This window comes from Novosphingobium sp. KCTC 2891, assembly GCF_025938155.1.
In the GTDB taxonomy this organism is placed as follows: Bacteria; Pseudomonadota; Alphaproteobacteria; order Sphingomonadales; family Sphingomonadaceae; genus Novosphingobium.
The window spans coordinates 65,362-84,602 of sequence record NZ_JAPCZG010000003.1 but is presented as its reverse complement, the minus strand read 5'-3'; the positions used below and the strand labels follow the sequence as shown (position 1 = coordinate 84,602).

General features: G+C 68.8%; 16 protein-coding genes. 7 read left to right on the top strand and 9 right to left on the bottom strand.

All coding sequences use genetic code 11. The annotated features are described in order from the left end of the window. The first annotated feature begins 17 nt into the window (after positions 1 to 17). Positions 18 to 2,204, top strand: a complete 2,187-nt coding sequence (uvrB, locus tag OLX02_RS06640; protein ID WP_264421334.1) for an excinuclease ABC subunit UvrB — start codon at positions 18 to 20, stop codon at positions 2,202 to 2,204. After that, on the top strand, positions 2,201 to 2,779 hold the full coding sequence (locus OLX02_RS06635) for a hypothetical protein (protein WP_264421332.1): 579 nt from the start codon (positions 2,201 to 2,203) through the stop codon (positions 2,777 to 2,779). The genes uvrB and OLX02_RS06635 overlap by 4 nt, the downstream gene beginning before the upstream one ends. A 21-nt stretch (positions 2,780 to 2,800) precedes the next feature. Here the strand turns inward: OLX02_RS06635 and OLX02_RS06630 are convergent, their stop codons facing one another. The 4 genes from OLX02_RS06630 to tsaD all read right to left on the bottom strand — a co-directional run bounded on the left by OLX02_RS06630 (position 2,801) and on the right by tsaD (position 7,022). Beyond that, positions 2,801 to 3,403: a hypothetical protein gene (locus OLX02_RS06630; RefSeq protein ID WP_264421331.1), complete on the bottom strand. Its 603-nt coding sequence runs from the start codon at positions 3,401 to 3,403 to the stop codon at positions 2,801 to 2,803. Between the two features lie 70 nt (positions 3,404 to 3,473). After that, entirely contained in the window at positions 3,474 to 4,988 is a 1,515-nt protein-coding gene (locus OLX02_RS06625; RefSeq protein ID WP_264421330.1) for a lipopolysaccharide biosynthesis protein, read from the bottom strand. After that, positions 4,981 to 5,976 (bottom strand): NAD(P)H-dependent glycerol-3-phosphate dehydrogenase, encoded by a 996-nt coding sequence (locus OLX02_RS06620; RefSeq protein WP_264421329.1) that lies wholly within the window; start codon positions 5,974 to 5,976, stop codon positions 4,981 to 4,983. Before OLX02_RS06620 ends, OLX02_RS06625 begins: the two co-directional genes overlap by 8 nt. Continuing rightward, positions 5,973 to 7,022, bottom strand: a complete 1,050-nt coding sequence (gene tsaD, locus OLX02_RS06615; protein WP_264421328.1) for a tRNA (adenosine(37)-N6)-threonylcarbamoyltransferase complex transferase subunit TsaD — start codon at positions 7,020 to 7,022, stop codon at positions 5,973 to 5,975. Before tsaD ends, OLX02_RS06620 begins: the two co-directional genes overlap by 4 nt. Positions 7,023 to 7,141: 119 nt before the next feature. On the opposite strand from tsaD, the gene hemC reads away from it, so the two are divergent. From hemC to OLX02_RS06600, 3 genes are read left to right on the top strand one after another with little or no spacing between them, the layout of a single operon-like run. Beyond that, the gene (gene hemC / locus OLX02_RS06610) at positions 7,142 to 8,065 is read left to right on the top strand and encodes a hydroxymethylbilane synthase (protein ID WP_264422049.1); all 924 of its coding nucleotides are present in this window, start codon (positions 7,142 to 7,144) and stop codon (positions 8,063 to 8,065) included. Beyond that, complete coding sequence (locus OLX02_RS06605) at positions 8,062 to 8,751, top strand: uroporphyrinogen-III synthase (RefSeq protein ID WP_264421325.1); 690 nt, start codon at positions 8,062 to 8,064, stop codon at positions 8,749 to 8,751. The genes hemC and OLX02_RS06605 overlap by 4 nt, the downstream gene beginning before the upstream one ends. Before the next feature lie 26 nt (positions 8,752 to 8,777). Further along, entirely contained in the window at positions 8,778 to 9,707 is a 930-nt protein-coding gene (locus tag OLX02_RS06600) for a hypothetical protein (protein ID WP_264421324.1), read from the top strand. A 21-nt stretch (positions 9,708 to 9,728) separates the two neighbouring features. On the opposite strand, the gene OLX02_RS06595 is transcribed toward OLX02_RS06600, so the two are convergent. After that, positions 9,729 to 10,970, bottom strand: coding sequence for a UbiH/UbiF/VisC/COQ6 family ubiquinone biosynthesis hydroxylase (locus OLX02_RS06595; RefSeq protein WP_264421323.1), 1,242 nt, complete (start codon positions 10,968 to 10,970; stop codon positions 9,729 to 9,731). Further along, complete coding sequence (locus OLX02_RS06590; RefSeq protein ID WP_264421321.1) at positions 10,967 to 12,748, bottom strand: alkaline phosphatase family protein; 1,782 nt, start codon at positions 12,746 to 12,748, stop codon at positions 10,967 to 10,969. Before OLX02_RS06590 ends, OLX02_RS06595 begins: the two co-directional genes overlap by 4 nt. 123 nt (positions 12,749 to 12,871) lie before the next feature. Here OLX02_RS06590 and OLX02_RS06585 point away from each other — a divergent pair, with 123 nt between their 5' ends. Then, complete coding sequence (locus tag OLX02_RS06585; RefSeq protein ID WP_413630092.1) at positions 12,872 to 14,935, top strand: protein-disulfide reductase DsbD family protein; 2,064 nt, start codon at positions 12,872 to 12,874, stop codon at positions 14,933 to 14,935. 41 nt (positions 14,936 to 14,976) lie between these two features. Here OLX02_RS06585 and OLX02_RS06580 read toward each other — a convergent pair whose 3' ends face one another. Further along, positions 14,977 to 15,750, bottom strand: a complete 774-nt coding sequence (locus tag OLX02_RS06580) for an SDR family NAD(P)-dependent oxidoreductase (RefSeq protein ID WP_264421319.1) — start codon at positions 15,748 to 15,750, stop codon at positions 14,977 to 14,979. A 114-nt stretch (positions 15,751 to 15,864) separates the two neighbouring features. Further along, positions 15,865 to 18,153, bottom strand: coding sequence for a DNA topoisomerase IV subunit A (gene parC, locus OLX02_RS06575; RefSeq protein WP_264421317.1), 2,289 nt, complete (start codon positions 18,151 to 18,153; stop codon positions 15,865 to 15,867). A gap of 106 nt (positions 18,154 to 18,259) precedes the next feature. On the opposite strand from parC, the gene OLX02_RS06570 reads away from it, so the two are divergent. Further along, complete coding sequence (locus OLX02_RS06570) at positions 18,260 to 18,844, top strand: type 1 glutamine amidotransferase domain-containing protein (RefSeq protein ID WP_264421315.1); 585 nt, start codon at positions 18,260 to 18,262, stop codon at positions 18,842 to 18,844. A gap of 63 nt (positions 18,845 to 18,907) precedes the next feature. Here the strand turns inward: OLX02_RS06570 and OLX02_RS06565 are convergent, their stop codons facing one another. Further along, positions 18,908 to 19,240 carry a 2Fe-2S iron-sulfur cluster-binding protein gene (locus OLX02_RS06565; RefSeq protein WP_264421313.1) on the bottom strand — a complete coding sequence of 111 codons (333 nt, stop codon included), beginning with the start codon at positions 19,238 to 19,240 and terminating at the stop codon, positions 18,908 to 18,910. Position 19,241: the final 1 nt, after the last annotated feature.

Here is a 19,241-nt window from a genome sequence, read left to right as displayed (position 1 = left end):
ACACCCATACTCGCATCATGGCCGAACTCGTCATCCGCCGGGGTCTCGAAGAACCCGACACTTCCGGCAACTTCGTTCCCCACAAGCCGCAGAGGCCGGAAAAGTCCGACGGGGGTCGCCCGTTCCGGATCGTTTCCGATTACCAGCCCGCCGGCGACCAGCCGACCGCGATCGCTGACCTTGTCTCCACCGCGCTGGAAGGAGAGCAGACGCAGGTTCTCCTCGGCGTCACCGGATCGGGCAAGACGTTCACCATGGCCCAGGTGATCGAACAGTTGCAGCGGCCGGCGTTGATCCTCGCGCCCAACAAGATCCTGGCGGCGCAGCTCTATGGCGAGATGAAGAGCTTCTTCCCCGACAACGCGGTCGAGTATTTCGTCTCTTACTACGACTACTACCAGCCGGAAGCCTACGTCCCGCGCTCGGATACCTACATCGAGAAGGAAAGCTCGGTGAACGAGGCGATCGACCGGATGCGCCACTCGGCCACGCGCGCGCTGCTCGAACGTGACGACGTGATCATCGTGGCGTCGGTCTCGTGCCTCTACGGCATCGGTTCGGTCGAAACCTATTCGGCGATGATCTTCGACCTCAAGAAGGGCGACACGGTCGACAACCGCGAGATCATCCGCAAGCTCGTGGCGTTGCAATACAAGCGCAACGACGCCGCCTTCCAGCGCGGCAATTTCCGCGTGCGCGGCGACAATCTCGAAATCTTCCCGTCGCACTATGAGGACATGGCATGGCGCGTGTCGTTCTTCGGCGACGAGATCGAGGAGATCGCCGAGTTCGATCCCCTGACCGGCAAGGCGGGCACCAAGCTCGACAAAGTGCGCGTCTACGCCAATTCGCACTATGTCACGCCGGGGCCGACCATGAAGCAGGCGACCGAGGCAATCCGCTTCGAGTTGACCGAACGGCTCAAGGAACTGGAAGCGGAAGGCAAGCTGCTGGAAGCCCAGCGGCTCGAACAGCGCACCAATTTCGATCTCGAGATGATCGCCGCGACGGGCAGCTGTGCCGGCATCGAGAACTACAGCCGCTTCCTCACCGGCCGTATGCCGGGCGAGCCGCCGCCGACCCTGTTCGAATACCTGCCCGACAACGCGCTGCTGTTCGTCGATGAAAGCCACCAGACCGTGCCGCAGATCGGCGCGATGTCGAAGGGGGATCACCGCCGCAAGATCACGCTGGCCGAATACGGCTTCCGCCTGCCCAGCTGCATCGACAACCGCCCGCTGCGCTTCAACGAGTGGGACGCGATGCGCCCGCAGACCGTGGCCGTCTCCGCCACGCCCGGATCGTGGGAAATGGAGCAATCGGGCGGCGTCTTCGCCGAACAGGTGATCCGTCCCACCGGCCTGATCGACCCGCCGGTGTTCATCCGCCCGGTCGAGGACCAGGTGCAGGACTGCATCAACGAATGCCGCGAAACCGCCGCGCAGGGGTACCGCACACTCGTCACCACGCTGACCAAGCGCATGGCCGAGGATCTCACCGAGTTCATGCACGAGGCAGGGCTGCGCGTGCGCTACATGCATTCCGATGTCGAGACGCTGGAACGCATCGAGCTGATCCGCGACTTGCGCCTTGGCGTCTATGACGTGCTGGTGGGCATCAACCTGCTGCGCGAAGGGCTGGACATCCCCGAATGCGGCCTCGTCTGCATCCTCGATGCCGACAAGGAAGGCTTCCTGCGCAGCGAAACCTCGCTGATCCAGACCATCGGCCGCGCCGCGCGCAACGTCGATGGTCGCGTGATCCTCTATGCCGACCGCATGACCGGCAGCATGGAACGCGCCATCGCCGAAACCGACCGCCGCCGCGCCCGGCAACAGGCCTTCAACGAAGAACACGGCATCACGCCGCAAACGATCAAGCGCAACATCCACGATATCGTGGCCGATACCGCCAGCCGCGACGGCGTGCTGGTCGAAATCGACGACGACGCCACCAACAATCTCGTCGGCCACAACCTGCGCGGCTATATCGAGGATCTCGAGAAACGGATGCGCGCCGCCGCCGCCGATCTCGAATTCGAGGAAGCGGGCCGGCTGCGCGACGAAATCCGACGACTGGAAGCCACAGAGCTCGGCCTGCCCGAAGGCGACCGCAAGGCGCCGATGGTCGGGCGATCGAACGAGGGAAAACCCGGCACGCGGAAGATGCGTTACGGCAAGTCTCAGCGTAAATGGGGCAAATGATTCGCCACCTCGCCCGAGCAGGGATCACCGGGATCGCCGCCGTCTGCAGCCTTGCTGCGCTGTCCGGCTGCACCAAGTCCGCCGCCAGCACGCCGCGCGAAGGTGCGCCGCTCGATGCGGTGCGCCTGTCGATGCCGCAGAGCGAAGCGCTGCCGGGCGCGCCGGTCGAAAACGCTCGGGCCGGATGGACCGGCAACGGGGACGAGGCGCGCTTCGGTTATGCCGGCGAGACTCCGCTACTGACGCTGGCCTGTCGCTCCGGCGTGGTCCTGGTCACCCGGCACAGCCCTGCGGAAGTCGGCGCGCAGGCGCTGTTCGCGCTTCAGGGCAGCGGGCACATCCTGCGGCTGCCGGTCGATGCCACCTCGGTGCCCGGCCAGCGCGGCTATCTGTGGCAGGGCTCGCTCAATCCCGACGATCCGGGCGCGGCCGTGTTCCAGGGCGCGTTCAACGGTACGCTGCCCGGCGGGGGCATGATCAAGGTGGTGGCCAGCGACGCCGCGCGCGACGTGCTGCGCCGGTGCAAGGCCAGCCCGGCGGTGGCCGCGCCGCTCAGCGCTGCCGCCCCCGAGTAGCCTGGGCCTGAACAGCCCCCTTCAGAGCTTGCCGAACTTCGCTTCGTAGCCGGCGGTATCCCCCCCCGCGAGGAGCTTGGCCTGCTCGATCCACGCATCGCGCGTCGGCCGCCCCGCGAACGCGCCCAGCTTGGCGTCGATCGCGGCGAGGTCCGCCTCGGTCCAGTTCGCGATCTGCGCGAAGGTCGTCACGCCCAACTGGCCCAGCAGCGTGCTCAGCTTGGGGCCGACGCCCTTGATCCGCTTGAGGTCATCACCCTGCGCAGATGCCGCGGGAGCCACCGGCTCTGCCGGCGAAGCCGCAGGTGCAGGTGCTGGCTCGGGCGCGACGGCGGCTTCGATTTCCTGTTCGGCCGCCTCGCTCACGATCTCGCCGACGCCGGCCATCAGACCCGCGCCGGGGGGCGGCGCGATGGTGGTGATCGGCGGAATGGCCGCAGCCGGCGGCGTGTCGATCAAGGCGTTGTTGCGCTGTGCCGGGCCGGCGCCCTCCGACAGAACGTCGCGATATTCCCGCTGCACGCGGGCAGGCTTGCGCCGTCCCCACACCAGCCAGGCGACAAGGAAGACGAGCGCAACGACCGCCAGTACCGCGATCCAGTTGGCCTCGAGCATCTGTACCATGTGAACTCCCGAACCCGCGTTTCACAAACCCGTCTGCGCCATCCCACGGAGCGGCGCCATTGCCAAGATGTCAGGCGGCCTGCTTCCTGAACAGCATCCGGTCTTCCGGCCCGAAGCCGCGCCGCCAGATCACGTAGCAATAGACGCCCAGGATCGCCGGAATACCCAACGAAAGCTCCGCCCATTCGGGCAGGAACTTGACCAAATAGCCGACCATGCACGCCGGCACCGCCGCCCACACCAGCGCCCAGCGCCAGTTGTTGATGCTCTGGCCCAGGATCCGCCCCAGCAGCCGCGATTTCAGCAGCGAGGAAAGCCCCAGCGTGACCGCCAGCGCGAAGGCGGCGGCCTCCGCCTCCAGCAGCGGCCCCGCGCCGCCGCGTCGTGCCAGCAGCATCAGCCCCACGGTCAATGCCCCTTGCAAGGCAATGGTGCCAAGGCTGATCCACAGGTTGCGCATCCGCGCCACGTAGATCAGCGCCGCCTCGCTGACGACGGCCGTGGCCGCGACCACTTCGGCCGCCAGCAGCAGCGCCAGCGCGCCGGTGCCAGCCACGAAGTTCGGCCCGACCAGCCCCATCACGCCCCTGCCCGGAATGCCCAGCGCCAGCGCGATGCCCGCCTGCGCGGCGATGATCCAGAACCCCACCTGGCACACCTGCCGGGCGATGGCGTCGTAATTGCGTTCCTTGAGGTTGCGCGTGATCACCGGCCCCAGGATCGGCTCGAAGCTTGTCTTCAGCTTCTGCGGCAGCGAGGCGACCTGCTGCGCGACGTAATAGATGCCCACGGCCGAGGGCGGCGCGAACGTGCCCAGGATGAAGATGTCGAGCTTGCGCGTGCCCCATTCCACCGCGTCCGCACCGGCCAGCGGCAGGTTGCGGTTCGCCAGCCGCAGCAGGTCGCCCGGACGCGGGGACCACTGCCGCGGCAGACCATAGCTTTTCACCAGCGGCACGAAAGCGGTGGCCATCGCCCCCACCATCGACGCCACGTAGGACAGGATCAGCCCACTTTCGCGCAGCGGCAGATACCACATTCCCGCCAGCCACAACCCGCCCGCCACGATCGACAGCGTCCACGGCTCGACCACCGCGCGCGCGCGCACCGTGGCACCCACGTCGAACTTGTAGGCCAGCGCCGCAAGCGCGATGTCGCCCAGCGCCAGCGGCAGGATCGTCAGCGGCAGCAGGCGCTGAAGCGCAGTAAATTCGCCGCTGGGAAACATCGGCGCCGGGAAGGCATAGAGGATCGCAGCGAAGATCGCGGAGACCACGCCGGACAGCAGCAGCGCATCGGCCACGATACAGGCACCGGGCCGGTCGTCCTTGGCCAGTTGCTGCGCCAGCCCGCGCTTCTGCCCCAGCGTGGCCAGCTGCGCCGCCAGTTCCACCGCAATGGTGGCGGACGCAAAGCGGCCAAGGTCGTCCGCGCCATAGAGGCGCCCGGCGATGAACAGGAACGGTATGCGCGCGGCCAGCCGCAGCAGGAAGCCGAGGAAGTTGGTGCGCCCACCCTTGGCGAGCGCGGCAATGTCCTGCTGCTCGCCGGTTCGGCTCGGAGGGATGGCGGCGGCCTCAGCCAAGCGGATTTTCCGCGCGCAGCGGGCGTGAGAGCAGGCGCGCCACCACCTCATGTGCGGGTGCCGCGCCTTCAAGCAGCAGCGTTACCGCTTCGACGATGGGCATCGAGATGTCCTTGGCCCGCGCGAGGTCGGCCAGCACCGGCGCGGTGAATGCGCCTTCGGCCACCGTGGCCCGGTCGGCCAGGATCGCGGCGGCGCTCGCTCCCTCGCCCAGCGCCTTGCCGAGCGAGAAGTTGCGGCTGGAAGTGGAGGAACAGGTCAGCACGAGGTCACCCAACCCCGAAAGCCCCGATAAGGTTTCCGCCTGTGCGCCCATGGCGAGGCCGAAGCGCTGCATTTCGGCAAAACCCCGGCTTATCAGGGCGGCGCGGGCGTTCTGCCCCAGCCGCAGCCCCTCCACCACGCCGCAGGCGATCGCGAGCACGTTCTTGACCGCGCCGCCGATCTCCGCGCCGGTCACGTCATCCGAATAATAAGGCCGGAAAGTCGGCCGGGCGATGGCCGGGGAAAGCCGCTGCCACTGCGCTTCGCCGCCCGCGCAGGCGAGCGTGACGGCGGTGGGCAGCCCGGCAGCCACTTCGTGCGCGAAAGTAGGGCCGGAAAGGACGGCAAGGCTGCCGCGGGGTGCGGCGGCGCGCGCCACATCCGCCATCAGCCGGCCGCTGCCAGCCTCGATGCCCTTGGAACACAGCACGATATCGCCGTCGCTGCGCCCCATGCCCGAAAGCACCGCGCCAAGGTGCTGCGCCGGCGTGACCAGCAGCAGCACGGGCACGTCCGCCAGCGCGGTCAGGTCGCCCGTGGCGCGGATCGAGGGGTGGAGTTCGGCCGAAGGCAGGAACAGGCCGTTGCGGCGCTCGTCGTTGATCTGCGCGACCAGTTCCGGCTCGCGCGCCCACAGCAGCACCTCGCGGCCGTCGCTGGCCAGCATCTGCGCCAGCGCGGTGCCCCATGCGCCCGCCCCCACGACGCCCACTTCCACGGTCATCCCTTCACTCCCGCTCCGCGCACCGGCGCGGCGTTGGCGTCGAGCGGCCAGCGCGGACGCGCGGCCACGTCGAGCGCGTCGGTATAACCCATTGCGAAGCGTTCCGCCCCCGCCCAGCCGATCATGGCTGCATTATCTGTGCAAAGCCGGGGTGGAGGTGCCACCAGCGGCAATCCGGCAGAGGCGGCCAGCCCTTCCAGCGCGCCGCGCAGCGCGGCGTTGGCGGCCACGCCGCCCGCCACGACCAGCGCCGTCACCGGGCCGCAAGCGCCCAGCGCGATCCGCGTCCGGTCGATCACGCAATCGAGCGCGGCCTGCTGGAACGAGGCGGCGATGTCCGCGTCGGTCCAGGTGCCCGCCTGCTTGGCGCGCATCACCGCGCTTTTCAGGCCGGCAAAGGAGAAGTGCGGTTCGCCGCTGCCCACCAGCGGGCGTGGCAGCGGCACCGCCTTGGGATCACCCTCGCGCGCCAGTCGCTCCACCGCCGGGCCGCCGGGATAGCCCAGGCCCAGGATCTTGGCGGACTTGTCGAACGCCTCGCCCAGCGCGTCGTCGATGGTGGTGGCGAGGCGGCGATAATCGCCCAGCCCGCGCACTTCCAGGATCTGGCAATGCCCGCCGGAAACGAGCAGCAACAGGTAGGGATACTGGAGCGACGGCTCCGCCAGCCGGGGCGAAAGCGCGTGGCCTTCCAGATGGTTGACCCCGATCAGCGGCTTGTTCGCGGCCATTGCCAGCGCCTTGCCCGTGACCAGCCCGACCATTACCCCGCCGATCAGGCCCGGCCCGGCGGTCGCGGCAATCGCGTCCATGTCAGCCAGCGTCAGGCCGGCATCGGCCAGCACCGCGCCCACCATCGGCGTGATCACTTCGACGTGGGCGCGGGCGGCGATTTCGGGCACGACACCGCCATAGGGCCGGTGCGCCTCGTCCTGCGAGGCGATGCGCTGCGCGACGATGCGCTCGGCCAGCGTGCGGCCATTGCCATCGATCACCGCGGCGGCGGTTTCGTCGCAGGAGGATTCTATGCCGAGGATGAGGGCCATGGAGCGCTTTCCCTTAGAGATAATCCCCGTTACGGCAACCGTGCATGAACACGTCCCGAACGACACCTAACGTGACACAGGCGGCATCTGCCCCCAAGTTGGCGCAACCGGCCCGCCCCTTGCGGCTCGGCACACGCCGCTCCCCGCTCGCCATGGCACAGGCCAAGGAAGCCCGCGCGCGCCTCTGCGCCGCCCATGGCTGGAGCACCGATCTGGTCGAGCTGGTGCCCGTGGTGGCGAGCGGCGACAAGGTGCAGGACCGCCCCCTGGCCGAGATCGGCGGCAAGGCGCTGTGGACCAAGGAACTCGACGCCTGGCTCCATTCCGGAGAGATCGACTTCGCCGTCCATTCGATGAAGGACGTGGAGACGATCCGCCCCGAAACCCTCGCCATCGCCGCGATCCTGCCGCGTGCGGACGTGCGCGACGTGCTGGTGGGCGCGGAAAGCGTGGCCGCGATCCCGCCCGGCGCGCGCGTGGGGACCAGCGCGCCGCGCCGTGCGGCGCAGATGCTCCATGCCCGGCCCGACCTGACGGTCGTCTCGTTCCGCGGCAATGTTGCCACCCGGCTGGCGAAATTGCAGGCGGGCGAGGCGGACGTGACGCTGCTCGCCGCCGCCGGCCTACAGCGGCTGGGCGAAACCGGCGTCGGCCATCCCTTGCCCGCAGATGCGTGGCTGCCCGCACCGGCGCAGGGCGCCATCGGCATCGAATGCCTGGCCGAACGCAGCGACGTGCGCGGCTGGCTGGCCGCCATCGACGATGCGACAAGCCACGCCGCGATCCGCGCCGAGCGCGCGCTGCTGCTGGCGCTGGGCGGCAATTGCCACAGCCCGATCGCGCTGCTGAGCGGGGTGGAAGGGGATTCGGTCGCGCTGCGCGCCGCGCTGTTCAGTCCGGACGGTTCGATGCGCGTGGAAGCCAGCGCCCGCTTCGCCATTGGCGACGACCGGGGCGCCGCCGCGCTGGCGGCCGACCTGCTGGACAAGGCGCCCGAAGGCATTCGCGTCCATTTCCACGGCCACCCCGCCGCACAGCGATGAGCGCGCGGCCGGTCGTCGTGATCCGGCCCGAGCCGGGCAACGCCGCGACCGCCGCCTCTGCGCGCGCGCTGGGGCTGGAGGTGATCGCCCACCCGCTGTTCGACATGGCGCCGGCCGACTGGGCGGTGCCCTTGCCGCAGGGTTACGCCGGCCTTCTTGCCGGAAGCGCCAACGTGTTCCGGCTGGGCGGCGCGGGGATCGCGGGGCTACGCGGCCTTCCGGCCCACGCCGTGGGTGCCATGACGGCAGAGGCCGCGCGCGCTGCCGGTTTCACCGTGGCCGAAACCGGCGAAGGCGGATTGCAGCCGCTGGTATCGCACCTTGCCCCCGGCCGCTGGCTGCGTCTCGCCGGGGAAAAGCACGTGCCGCTGGCCTGCCCGCCGGGCGTAACCGTGGACACGCGCGTGGTCTATGCCGCGCGGGCGCTGCCGTTTCCGGCGGACCTGACGGCGGCGCTGGCGCAGCCGGCGGTGGTGCTGCTTCATTCGGGCGAGGCCGCCGCCCATTTCGCCGCCGAGTGCGACCGGCTGGCGATCCCGCGCGGCGGGCTGGCACTCGCCTGCCTTGCGCCCCGAATCGGCGTGCAAGCGGGCGCCGGTTGGCAGGCCATTGAAATCGCCCGGACCCACACGGATGACGCGCTGCTGGCGCTCGCCGTCCAAATGTGCCAGACCGTGTGTCCCTAGGGCCACGGACAAGCAAAAAGGCGCTGATGCAGGACACGACTTATACCGAACCGGGTACGTCCCGGCGCGGAAGCCGCGGACGAGGCACCGGCGCGCTCGTTGGCCTTCTGATCATCGTGATGCTTTTGGGCGGGCTGGCCGCGGCAACGTGGCTCGGCTGGAAAAAGGGCCTCGTCCATCTCGATCTCGGCACGAGCCAGACCGCGCCCGTCACTCCGTCGCCCACGCCCGGCACCGCGCTGATCGCGGACCGCGTGGCGACCGAGGCAGCGCTGGCCGGGGCTGCGGCCAAGGTCTCCGCGCTGGAACAGCGGCTTGCCGAACTGAGCCAGCAGGCCAACGCCGCATCGGGCCAGGCCACCCATGCAGAGGCTCTGCTGGTGGCCGTCGCCGCGCGCCGCGCGGTCGAACGCGGGGCACCGCTGGGCTATCTGGAAAACCAGCTGCGCCTGCGCTTCGGCAACAGCCAGCCCAACGCGGTCGACCGCCTGCTGATGGCCAGCCAGAAGCCGGTCACGCTGGCGACGCTTTCCGAGGAATTCGAGCGCATCGCGCCCGGTCTGGCCGGCGGCGCGGCGAACGAAGGCGGCTGGGGCTGGATCAAGCGCGAAATGGGCAACCTGTTCGTGATCCGCCACGAAGACACCCCCTCGCCCACGCCCGAAAGCCGGATCGAACGTGCGCGGCTGGCCATCGCCGGCGGCCGGATCGACATGGCCATCGCCGAAATCGAGCGCACGCCGGGCAAGGACGGGGCGACCGAGTGGCTTGCCCATGCCCGCGACTGGGTGATGACACAGCGCGCGCTGGACCAGCTTGAAACATCGGCGCTGACCCTGCCCGAACCTGCGCAGACGGCACCGGCGCAAGTGGCGGCGGCGCAAGTGGCGGCGGCAGCGCCTGCTCCCGCCGCTTCGCCCGCCCCCGCACCGACCCAAGGCCCGCCCGCGCCCTGAACGGGCGCCGCGGCTGACCGTTCAGGCCTGGAGCAGCGCGGGCAGCTTGCCGCTCATGCCGCGGGCTTCGTCCATGAAGAACCGCTTGAGCGAAGGCAGGCGCTGCACACCGGCCATGCCCAGTCGGCGGATCGCCGAGGGGATGCGCCCCGGCAGGCCGAACAGGCGCGTCAGCACGTCGGTCGCGCCCGCGACCATGAACGTATCGAGCGCGCGCCAGCGTTCGTAGCGCGCGAGCAGCTGGGCATCACCCGCATCGAGCCCGAGCCGCATTCCGTCCGACAGCACTTCGACCAGCGCCGCCACATCGCGCAGCCCCACGTTCAGGCCCTGCCCCGCGATGGGATGCATCCCGTGCGCGGCATCGCCCACCAGCGCCAGCCGGTTGTCGACGATCCGGGCGGTGTGGTGGAAGTTCAGCGGATAGGACGAGCGCCGGCTGGCAAGGCTGATGTCGCCGAACACCCCGCCCATGCGCTTTTCCACTTCGGACAGGAAAGCGTGCTCTGGCAGCGCCAGCACGCCCGCCGCATCCTTTTCCGCCACGGTCCAGACCAATGCCGAACGGTGCCGCCCGTCATCATCCAGCAGCGGCAGCAGCGCGAACGGGCCGGCCGGATAGAAGATTTCCCACGCCACGTTGCCGTGCGGCTTTTCGTGATAAAGTCCGGCGATGATCGCGCGGTGGCCATAGTCCCAGCGCGCGGGGGTGAAGCCGGCTTCGTCGCGCGTGGGCGACTGGCGCCCCTCCGCCCCCACCAGCAGCTTTCCGCCCAGCACGTGCCCGTCCGCCAGCGCCACGCGCACACCGTGTTCGCCGCGTTCACGCGCGGTGACGCGGGCGTTGGTGATGAAGCTGATCGCACTTTCGCGCGCGGCGGCGGCATACATCGCGATCCGAAGATCGCGGTTGGCATACATCCGGCCGAGCGAGGAACCGCCTTCGCCGGGGCGGAAATCGATCCGGCCCGGCTTCATCCCGTCAGTCACCGCGATCGAATCGATCGGGCAGCCCTTGGGCGCAAGATCGTCGGCCATGCCCAGATTGACGTAGAGGTTCCAGCTGGCGGTGGAGATCGCCGAGGCGCGCCCGTCGAAATCGCTGGCGGTCTGCGCCGCGGGATCGGAGCTGTCCACCACCACGCTGGTGATCCCCGCCTTGGCGAGGCCGATCGCCAGCGTCATGCCGACAAGGCCGCCGCCAAGGATCACCACGTCAGCCGTGGCGGTGGGGGTAACTTCGGAAAGGGCGCTATCGCTCAATTCGTGGCTCCACAGGTCGTGCCGGGTCCGGCGTCGAGATCGAGACACCTTCCATCGAAAGTGCCTTCCGGCGCCTTGAGCGCGATCAATGCAGCGAGCGTGGGGGCGATGTCCACCGTTTCCACCCCATTGGGCTGTTCGAACCCGGTCATCCCCGCGCGCCAGAACAGGATCGGCACGCGCCGGTCATAGTCCCAGGCCGAACCGTGCGTGGCGACAATGCCCGGCATCGGCTTCACGATGGGCACCACACCGCGCTGGAGCAGCACGACGAAATCGCCCGAGCGCGGCGCATAGAACGAGGCGCGCGCGCGCTGGGCCAGCGTCCACATATCGGGCGGGGTGGTGGGCATCGGCATGGCGGCCAGCTCGGCAGCACTGAACACCGCCGCGACCTGCGGATTTTCCGACAGGACCTTCCGCGCCGCTTCGACCACGCGCAGCTTTTCTTCAGGGCGAAGATCGCGGCGCACCCAGTAATCGCCGAACGCGCCGTCCGACAGGATCAGCCCCTTGGGATCGAGCGCCAGCTTTTCGCCCACGGCGGCAGAGAGCTTTTCAGGCAGCAGCTGCGGCCAGGCGCGACCGGCGTAGGGATAGGCCTGATCGTGCAGGCGTTCGGGCAGGTCGAATCCGCCATGATCGGCGGTGAGCACCACCGCGTAATCGATCCCGCGCTGGTCCAGCGCCTTGAAGAAATCGCCGAGCGCGAGATCGAGCTGCTGCATCTGGATGCACATCTCGGTGCCTTCGGTGCCGGTGGCGTGGCCGACATAGTCCGTGGCCGAAAGGCTGACCGACAGCATATCGGGCGCGCTGCCCTTGCCCAGTTTCAGGCTGTCGACCATTTCGGTGGCAATGTCGATCGTGGCGCGATCAAGCCGGGGCGAGGCGCGGAAGGCGTTGGCATCGCCCTTGGCCAGCGCGAAGCGGCCCGTTCCGACGGTGAAGGGTGCCGACGCCGCAGCCGCGCCGGCGGCCATGCTGCCCATGCCGGTGGCGCCCGGCGCCGCATCCGCCTTGGCCGCGGCGCCCAGCGTGATCGCGCGGTCATGCGCGCCGCACCATGCGGGCATCGCGAAGGCCGGCGCACCGGCAGCCAGCGTGCCCGCGATCATCTTGTTCTCCGCAGCGACGACCGGCGCGACCGGCCGGCCTTCTAGCGAGGTGAAGCCGTTGCCCTTCCACCAGTAGACCTGGTCGATCTCGTGCCCGCCCATCATCAGCGCGCCGCGATCCTTGCCCGAAACCGCGACGTTGCGGCTGGCGGGCCACTGCTGCTTCATCCGCTCGCCCAGCGTGGGCACAAGCAGGTGGCTGACCGAGGCGACGTAGTCCTTGGGATCGGCGGCCTGCTTCGTCTCGTCCTCGGCGCAATAGACGGTCTTCTTCTCGCGCCCGACCGACTGGTCGATCCAGGTGTTGGCGATGATCCCGGTGCGCGCGGGGTGCATGCCCGTCAGGATGGTGGAGTGGCCGGGGCAGGTCTCGGTCGCGGCGTGGCTCTGGTAGCCGGCCGGGAACACCGCGCCGCCCGTCAGGCGGGCAAGGCCGCCCGTGAAGTGGCTGCGATACTGCGCGAAAAGATCGGCGGAGAACTGGTCCACCGCGATGGCCACCAGCAGGCGCGGGGGGCCCTTGGACTGCGCTTGCGGCGCGGGCTGGGCGGCCCTTGTGGCGGCCGGGCGGGCAGTCTTGGCAGGGCGGGCCAGCGCGACCGGCTGGAGAGGCAGCAGCGCGGCGGCGAGCAGGAGCAGGGCTTTCGAGCGGGGCATCATGGGATCGCTGTTCTCCGATACGGGGCGCACTGGACTCACGTCCCGGGCATCCGTAGACGCGGGTCTTGGCCCCGCCAGTCTCCGGGTGCAAGGGGCCGCACCAGCCACCAGGCCGTTTCGTCCATGCACCGTCGACCCTTAGCCGCGAATGTGACCGGAAAGTTTCATTCGTTTCCTTTGGCGATACTTTTCCTGCTGATCGGCGTGCTGGCGATGGCCGCGCCGGCGAGTGCCAACCACATCCGCGCCAGCCTTGTCGCCGAAGCGCCAGCCGCACCCGGCGGCGAGGTGACGCTGGCGATCCTGATGCAGCCGGACAAGGGCTGGCACGGATACTGGCTGAACCCCGGCGATGCCGGACTGGGGCTGACGCTCGACTGGACCCTGCCCGAAGGGGCAAGGGCCGGCACCATGCTCTATCCGGTGCCGCAGACCCTGCTGGTGCAGGGGCTGATGAACCACGTCTACGAGCATGACTATGCGGTGCTGGTGCCGTTGACCCTGCCCGCGAACGCGCGCGCCGGCACCACATTGCCGATCACCGCCAAGGCGCAGTGGCTGGCCTGCACCGAATCGATCTGCGTGCCCGAACAGGCGGTGCTGCAAGGCACGGTAACAGTGGGACAAGGCCCTGCGGACGCCCGCTTCGAGCGCTGGCGCGCCGCGCTGCCCGCCCCGCTCGACCGGCCGGGCACCTTCGCTGTTACGCCGAAGGGCATCAGCCTTGCCATTCCCTTCCCCGCCTCGGCCGGGATCGATGCGCCGCACTTCTTCATCGCGGGCGACGGGCTGGTGAACTACGCCGCGCCGCAGGCGTTCCGCCGCAAGGGCGACGTGCTGGTGGTGGACCTGCCCCGAGCCAAAGTGCCTTCGGCCGAACAGCCGACGGTGATCTCGGGCGTGCTGGCGCTTGGCGATAACGCGGGCGGCATCGCGCTGGTCGCGCGCGCCGGTGCCGTGCCCGAAGGCGGCACGCCGGTGGGCGCTGTCGCCGGATTTTCGGCCGCGACGCTGGGGCTGGCGGTGCTCGGCGCACTGCTGGGCGGGCTGGTGCTGAACGTGATGCCCTGCGTGTTCCCGATCCTGAGCCTGAAGGCGCTGGCGCTGGCGCGCGGCAATTCGCACCGTGCCCATGTCGAAGGGCTGGCCTATACCGCCGGCGTGGTGCTGGCCTGCCTCGCGCTCGGCGGGGCGATGCTGGCCCTGCGCGCCGCGGGCGAGCAGGTGGGCTGGGCGTTCCAGCTGCAGGATCCCGGCATCGTCGCGCTGCTGCTGTTGCTGGCGGCGGCGATCACCGCGAATTTCGCAGGGCTGTTCGAGCTGCCGGGCCTTTCCATCGAGCGCGGATCGGGATCGATGGGCGCGTTCGGCACGGGGCTTCTTGCGGCCTTCGTCGCCACGCCCTGCACCGGCCCGTTCATGGCAGCCGCAATGGGCGCGGCGCTGGTGCTCCCGACCTGGGCCGCGCTCGCGGTGTTCGCAGCGCTGGGGGTGGGACTGGCGCTGCCGTTCCTGCTGCTGGGCTTCGTACCGGCACTACGCCGGCTGCTGCCCAAGCCGGGGCCGTGGATGGAGCGTTTCCGCCACTTCATGGCGCTGCCGATGGGGCTGACGGTGCTTGCGCTCGGCTGGCTGGCATGGCGGCTGGGCGGGACCGGCTATGCGCTGGCCGCCGCCGCGCTGGCGCTGGCCGCCGTTGCCGTGCTGGCGCTGGCGGGACGCGCGCAGCGCGGCGGTCGGCCTGCGGCGCGCTTCGTTGCGCCGGCGCTGCTGGCGTTGGCCGCTGCCGCCGTGATCGGCGCGCCGCATCTGGCCGAGGCGCGGCAGGGCGCCGACGCGGGCCTGCTGAATGCGCGGCCGTTCAGCGAGGCGGCGCTCGCCAAGGCGCAGCGGTCGGGCAAGCCGGCCTTCGTCTATTTCACCGCCGACTGGTGCCTGTCGTGCAAGGTCAACGAGGGCGTGGCGATCAAGCGCGAAGCAACGCGCGATGCGTTCCGCAAGGCGGGCGTGACCGTGCTGGTGGGCGACTGGACGCGGCGAGATCCAGCGATCACGCGTTTCCTCACCGCGCAGGGCGCGGCGGGCGTGCCACTCTACCTGTGGTATCCGGCGGGCGGCGGCGCACCGGTCAAGCTACCGCAGGTGCTGACGCCCGAGACGCTGCCCGCGCTGGCCGCCGGAAGGTAAGGGGTTCGCGCAGCCTCTGCGCTGCGCGAACCGTGCTTTACTTACAGCGACTGGCCGTCGTCGATCGAGATGTGCGATCCGGTGACGAAGCGCGAGGCATCCGACGCGAAGAACAGCATCATATCGTCCAGCGCCGAGATATCGGTCAGCCGGCGGCGCGGCCAGCTGGCGATCTGCGCCTTGCCGCCTTCGCTGTCGAACCATTCGCCGTCGATCTCGGTGCGGATGTAGCCCGGCTGGATCGTGTTGACGTTGATCCCGGACCGCGCCCATTCGCGCGCGAACTGGCGACCGAGGTGGACAACGCCCGCCTTGCTGGCGGCATAGGCGGCATCGCCTTGCCCGGTCATGTCGGCAGTGATCGAGCCGGTCAGGATGATCCGCCCGCGCTCGGTTTCCTTCGAGCCTGCCTTGATCATGCGCCGCGCGCCTTCCCGCGCGGTCAGCCACACGCCGTTGAAATTGGTATCGACCACGCGGCGCATCGCTTCTGCCGGCAGGTCGATCGAACGGCCCGCCTCGACGATGCCGGCATTGGCCAGGACCACGTCGGGCGTCCCGATTTCGGCCTCGGCCGCATCGAAAGCGGCAATGATCGAAGCTTCGTCGGTCACATCCATCGATACCGCCAGCGCGCGGCCGCCCGCAGCCTGAATTTCCTGCGCGAGCGAGGCAATGCGTTCGGCGCGGCGTGCGCCGATGACCACCGCCGCACCCGCTGCCGCATAAAGCCGGGCGAAGTGCGCGCCGAGACCCGACGATGCCCCGGTGATCAGCGCGATGCGACCTTCCAGCGAATAACGCGGCTTCTCCACTAGTCTCTCCCTCGATGCTTCCGGTTAAGCGGGCGCTTAACAGAAGTGCGAAACAGGTCGAGTCCGAACTTGGGGCAAGCCGGCGGTTCGTTCAGGTCGCTTTGCGCGCCCGGTTCAGAACTTGTTGTCGCGGGGGAAACCGTTGGGCGGCAGCCGCCCGGCCGCGCCGCGCGCCACCTTCCACGGCAGCAGGTCCTTCTCGACGCGGGTGCGCCCGCTGTCGCCGCCCATCGCCCACGTCAGGCCGTCTTCCAGCTTGAGCGTGATGGCGTCGGACAGGCCTCCATCGCGGTAGCGCTGCAAGGTCACCCCCTGCCCCTTGGCCAGGATCGGCACTTCGTTCAGCGCGAAGATCACCAGCTTGCGATTCTCGCCCACCACGGCGACGTGATCGTGCTCGGGCGCGATCTCGCGCACGATCGTCAGCTTGACCCCCGGCTTGGTGGTCACCACTCCGCGCCCTTTTCGCGTCTCGGCCAGCAGTTCGTCCATTTCCGCCGCAAAGCCGCGCCCGGTGTCTGCCGCCAGCAGCAACTGGCCCTTGGGCTTGTAGATCAGCACAGCCACGATGTGCGCGTCGGGATCGATGTCCACCATCGTCCGCACCGGTTCGCCAAAGCCGCGCGCGCCGGGCAGCTTGTCGGCGCCCAGCGTGTAGAACCGCCCGCTGTCCACGGCCACCAGCAGCTTGTCGGTGGTCTGCGCGTGGAGCGCGTAGGCGGGGCCATCGCCTTCCTTGAACTTGAAATCGCCGTCGAGCGGAACGTGGCCCTTGGCCGCGCGGATCCAGCCGCGCTGCGAGACGATCACCGTCACCGGCTCCTTCTCGATCATCGCGTCCATGTTGAATTCGCGCGTGGGTGCCGCCTCGGCAATGGTGGTGCGGCGGCGGCCCAGCTCGGTATCCGGGCCGTATTCCTTGCGCAGAGCGTTCAGGTCGCGCTTCAGCCGGGTGCGCTGGCGCGCCGGATTGTCGAGCAACTTCTGGAGTTCGTCCTGCTCGGCCAGAAGCGCGTCGTGCTCCTTGCGCAGTTCCATCTCCTCCAGCTTGCGCAAGCTGCGGAGACGCATGTTGAGAATTGCCTCGGCCTGCCGGTCGGTCAGGCCGAACTCGGCCATCATCAACGGCTTCGGCTCGTCCTCGGTGCGGATGATCTCGATGATCCGGTCGAGGTTGAGATAGGCGATGATGTAGCCATCGAGAAGTTCGAGCCGCGCGGCGATCTTGTCCAGCCGGTGCTGCGAACGGCGCAGCAGGATGTCGATCTGGCTGATCACCCATTCCTGCAGCAGCAGCTTCAACCCCAGCACGCCCGGCGTGCGGTGTGCATCGAGCACGTTGAGATTGAGGCCGAAGCGCGATTCGAGGTCGGTCAGGCGATAGAGCGATTCCTTGAGCAGGTCGGGATCGACGTTCCGGCTCTTGGGCACGAGCACGATGCGGATCTGCTCGTCGCTTTCATCGCGCACGTCCTCCAGGATCGGCAGCTTCTTGTCCGCGATCAGCGCGGCGATCTGCTCGATCAGCTTCCCCTTGGGCACCATGTAGGGAATTTCGGACACGACCAGCTGCCACTGGCCGCTGCCCAGCTTCTCGATGCCGCTGTCTTCCCACTGGCCCGCATCGTCGCGGCCGGTGGAAAAGCGCCCGCGCACGCGAATCGCGCCGCGCCCGCTTTCATAGGCGGCCGAGATCGCGGCAGGGCTGTCCACCACCACGCCGCCGGTCGGCAGGTCCGGGCCGTGAAACACTTCCATCAGCTGCGCGTGTTCGACGGCCGGGTTGTCGATCAGCAGCAGCGTGGCATCGACGATCTCGGCCACGTTGTGGCTGGGGATGTTGGTCGCCATGCCCACGGCGATACCGCTCGATCCATTGGCGAGCAGGTTGGGGAACAGGCCGGGGAAGATTTCCGGCTCTTCCTCCTCGCCGTTGTAGGTCGGGTGGAATTCCACCGTTCCTTCGTCCAGCCCCGACATCAGCCGCATCGCGGTGCGCGTCAGCCGCGCCTCGGTATAGCGGTAGGCGGCCGCGTTATCGCCGTCGATGTTGCCGAAGTTGCCCTGCCCTTCGACCAGCGGATAACGCAGCGCGAAATCCTGCGCGAGGCGGACCATCGCATCGTAGACCGAGGCATCGCCGTGCGGGTGATACTTGCCGATCACGTCGCCGACCACGCGCGCGGACTTCTTGAAAGCGCCGTTGGCGTCCAGTTTCAGCTGGCGCATCGCCCACAGCAGGCGGCGGTGGACCGGCTTCAGCCCATCGCGCAGATCGGGCAGCGAACGCGCTGTGATCGTGGACAGCGCATAGACAAGATAGCGTTCCGACAGCGCGGAATCGAACGGGGCGTCGACGATGGCGTCGAACGGATCAGGGTGGGCATCGGTGGTGATCGCCATAGGTGGAACGTCCTAGCAACAGGATAGCCGGTGGGGAACTCCGGAACTGTCACGGAAGCCGCTCATTATGGCGGGGCACTCCCCACCTCCTGATGGAGAATCCCCCATGGCCAAGCGCGTGCTCATCATCGCTACCGACGGTTTCGAACAATCGGAGCTGATCGAACCCCGGAAGGCCCTCGAAGCCGCCGGAATCAAGACGGTCGTCGCCAGTCCCAAGTCCGGCGAGATCAAGGGCTGGAATCACGGCGACTGGGGCAAGTCCGTCCCCGTCGATGCCGATCTGGACGATGTGGAGGCAGAGGACTTCGACGCCCTGATGCTCCCCGGCGGCCAGATGAACCCGGACGTCCTGCGCATGGACGAACGGGTGATCCAGCTGATCGAGGACTTCGACGACGCCGGCAAGCCGATCGCGGCGATCTGCCACGCGCCGTGGTTGCTGGCCGAAGCCGACCTGCTGGACGGGCGCACCGTCACCGGCTGGCCCTCGATTCGCACCGATCTCGAAAACGCGGGTGCCGAAGTGGTCGACGAGGAAGTGGTCATCGACGACAACTTCATCACCAGTCGCAAGCCCGACGACATCCCCGCCTTCGCGCAGGCCTTGATCGACGCGCTGGAAGAGCGCGGCGAAGTGGATGAGGAAGACGACGAGGAAGAAGAAGACGAGGAAATCGAGGAACTCTGATCCTCGGTCCCGCGAATCGGCAATGAACGGCCCGGATGCCCTTGCGGTGTCCGGGCCTTCGCCTCAGCCTCGCTGCATGTCGCGCGCTTCTTCGGGAATGCGGACTTCCAGCCCGTCGAGGTCCGCGGTGAGAACGACCTGGCACGACAGGCGGCTGGTGCGGGTTACGCCGGCGGCAAGGTCGAGCATGTCTTCCTCGTCCTCGACGGCGGGCGGCAGCCGGTCGAACCATTCGGCGGCGATCACGACATGGCAGGTGGAGCAGGCCATCTGCCCCTCGCACGTGCCTTCGAGCGCCATGCCAGCATTCTGGCCGAGTTCGAGCAGGCGCTGGCCTTCCTCGCCACGGGTCTCCACCCGCTGCCCTTCGGCGGTGACGAACGTGACCTTCACCATA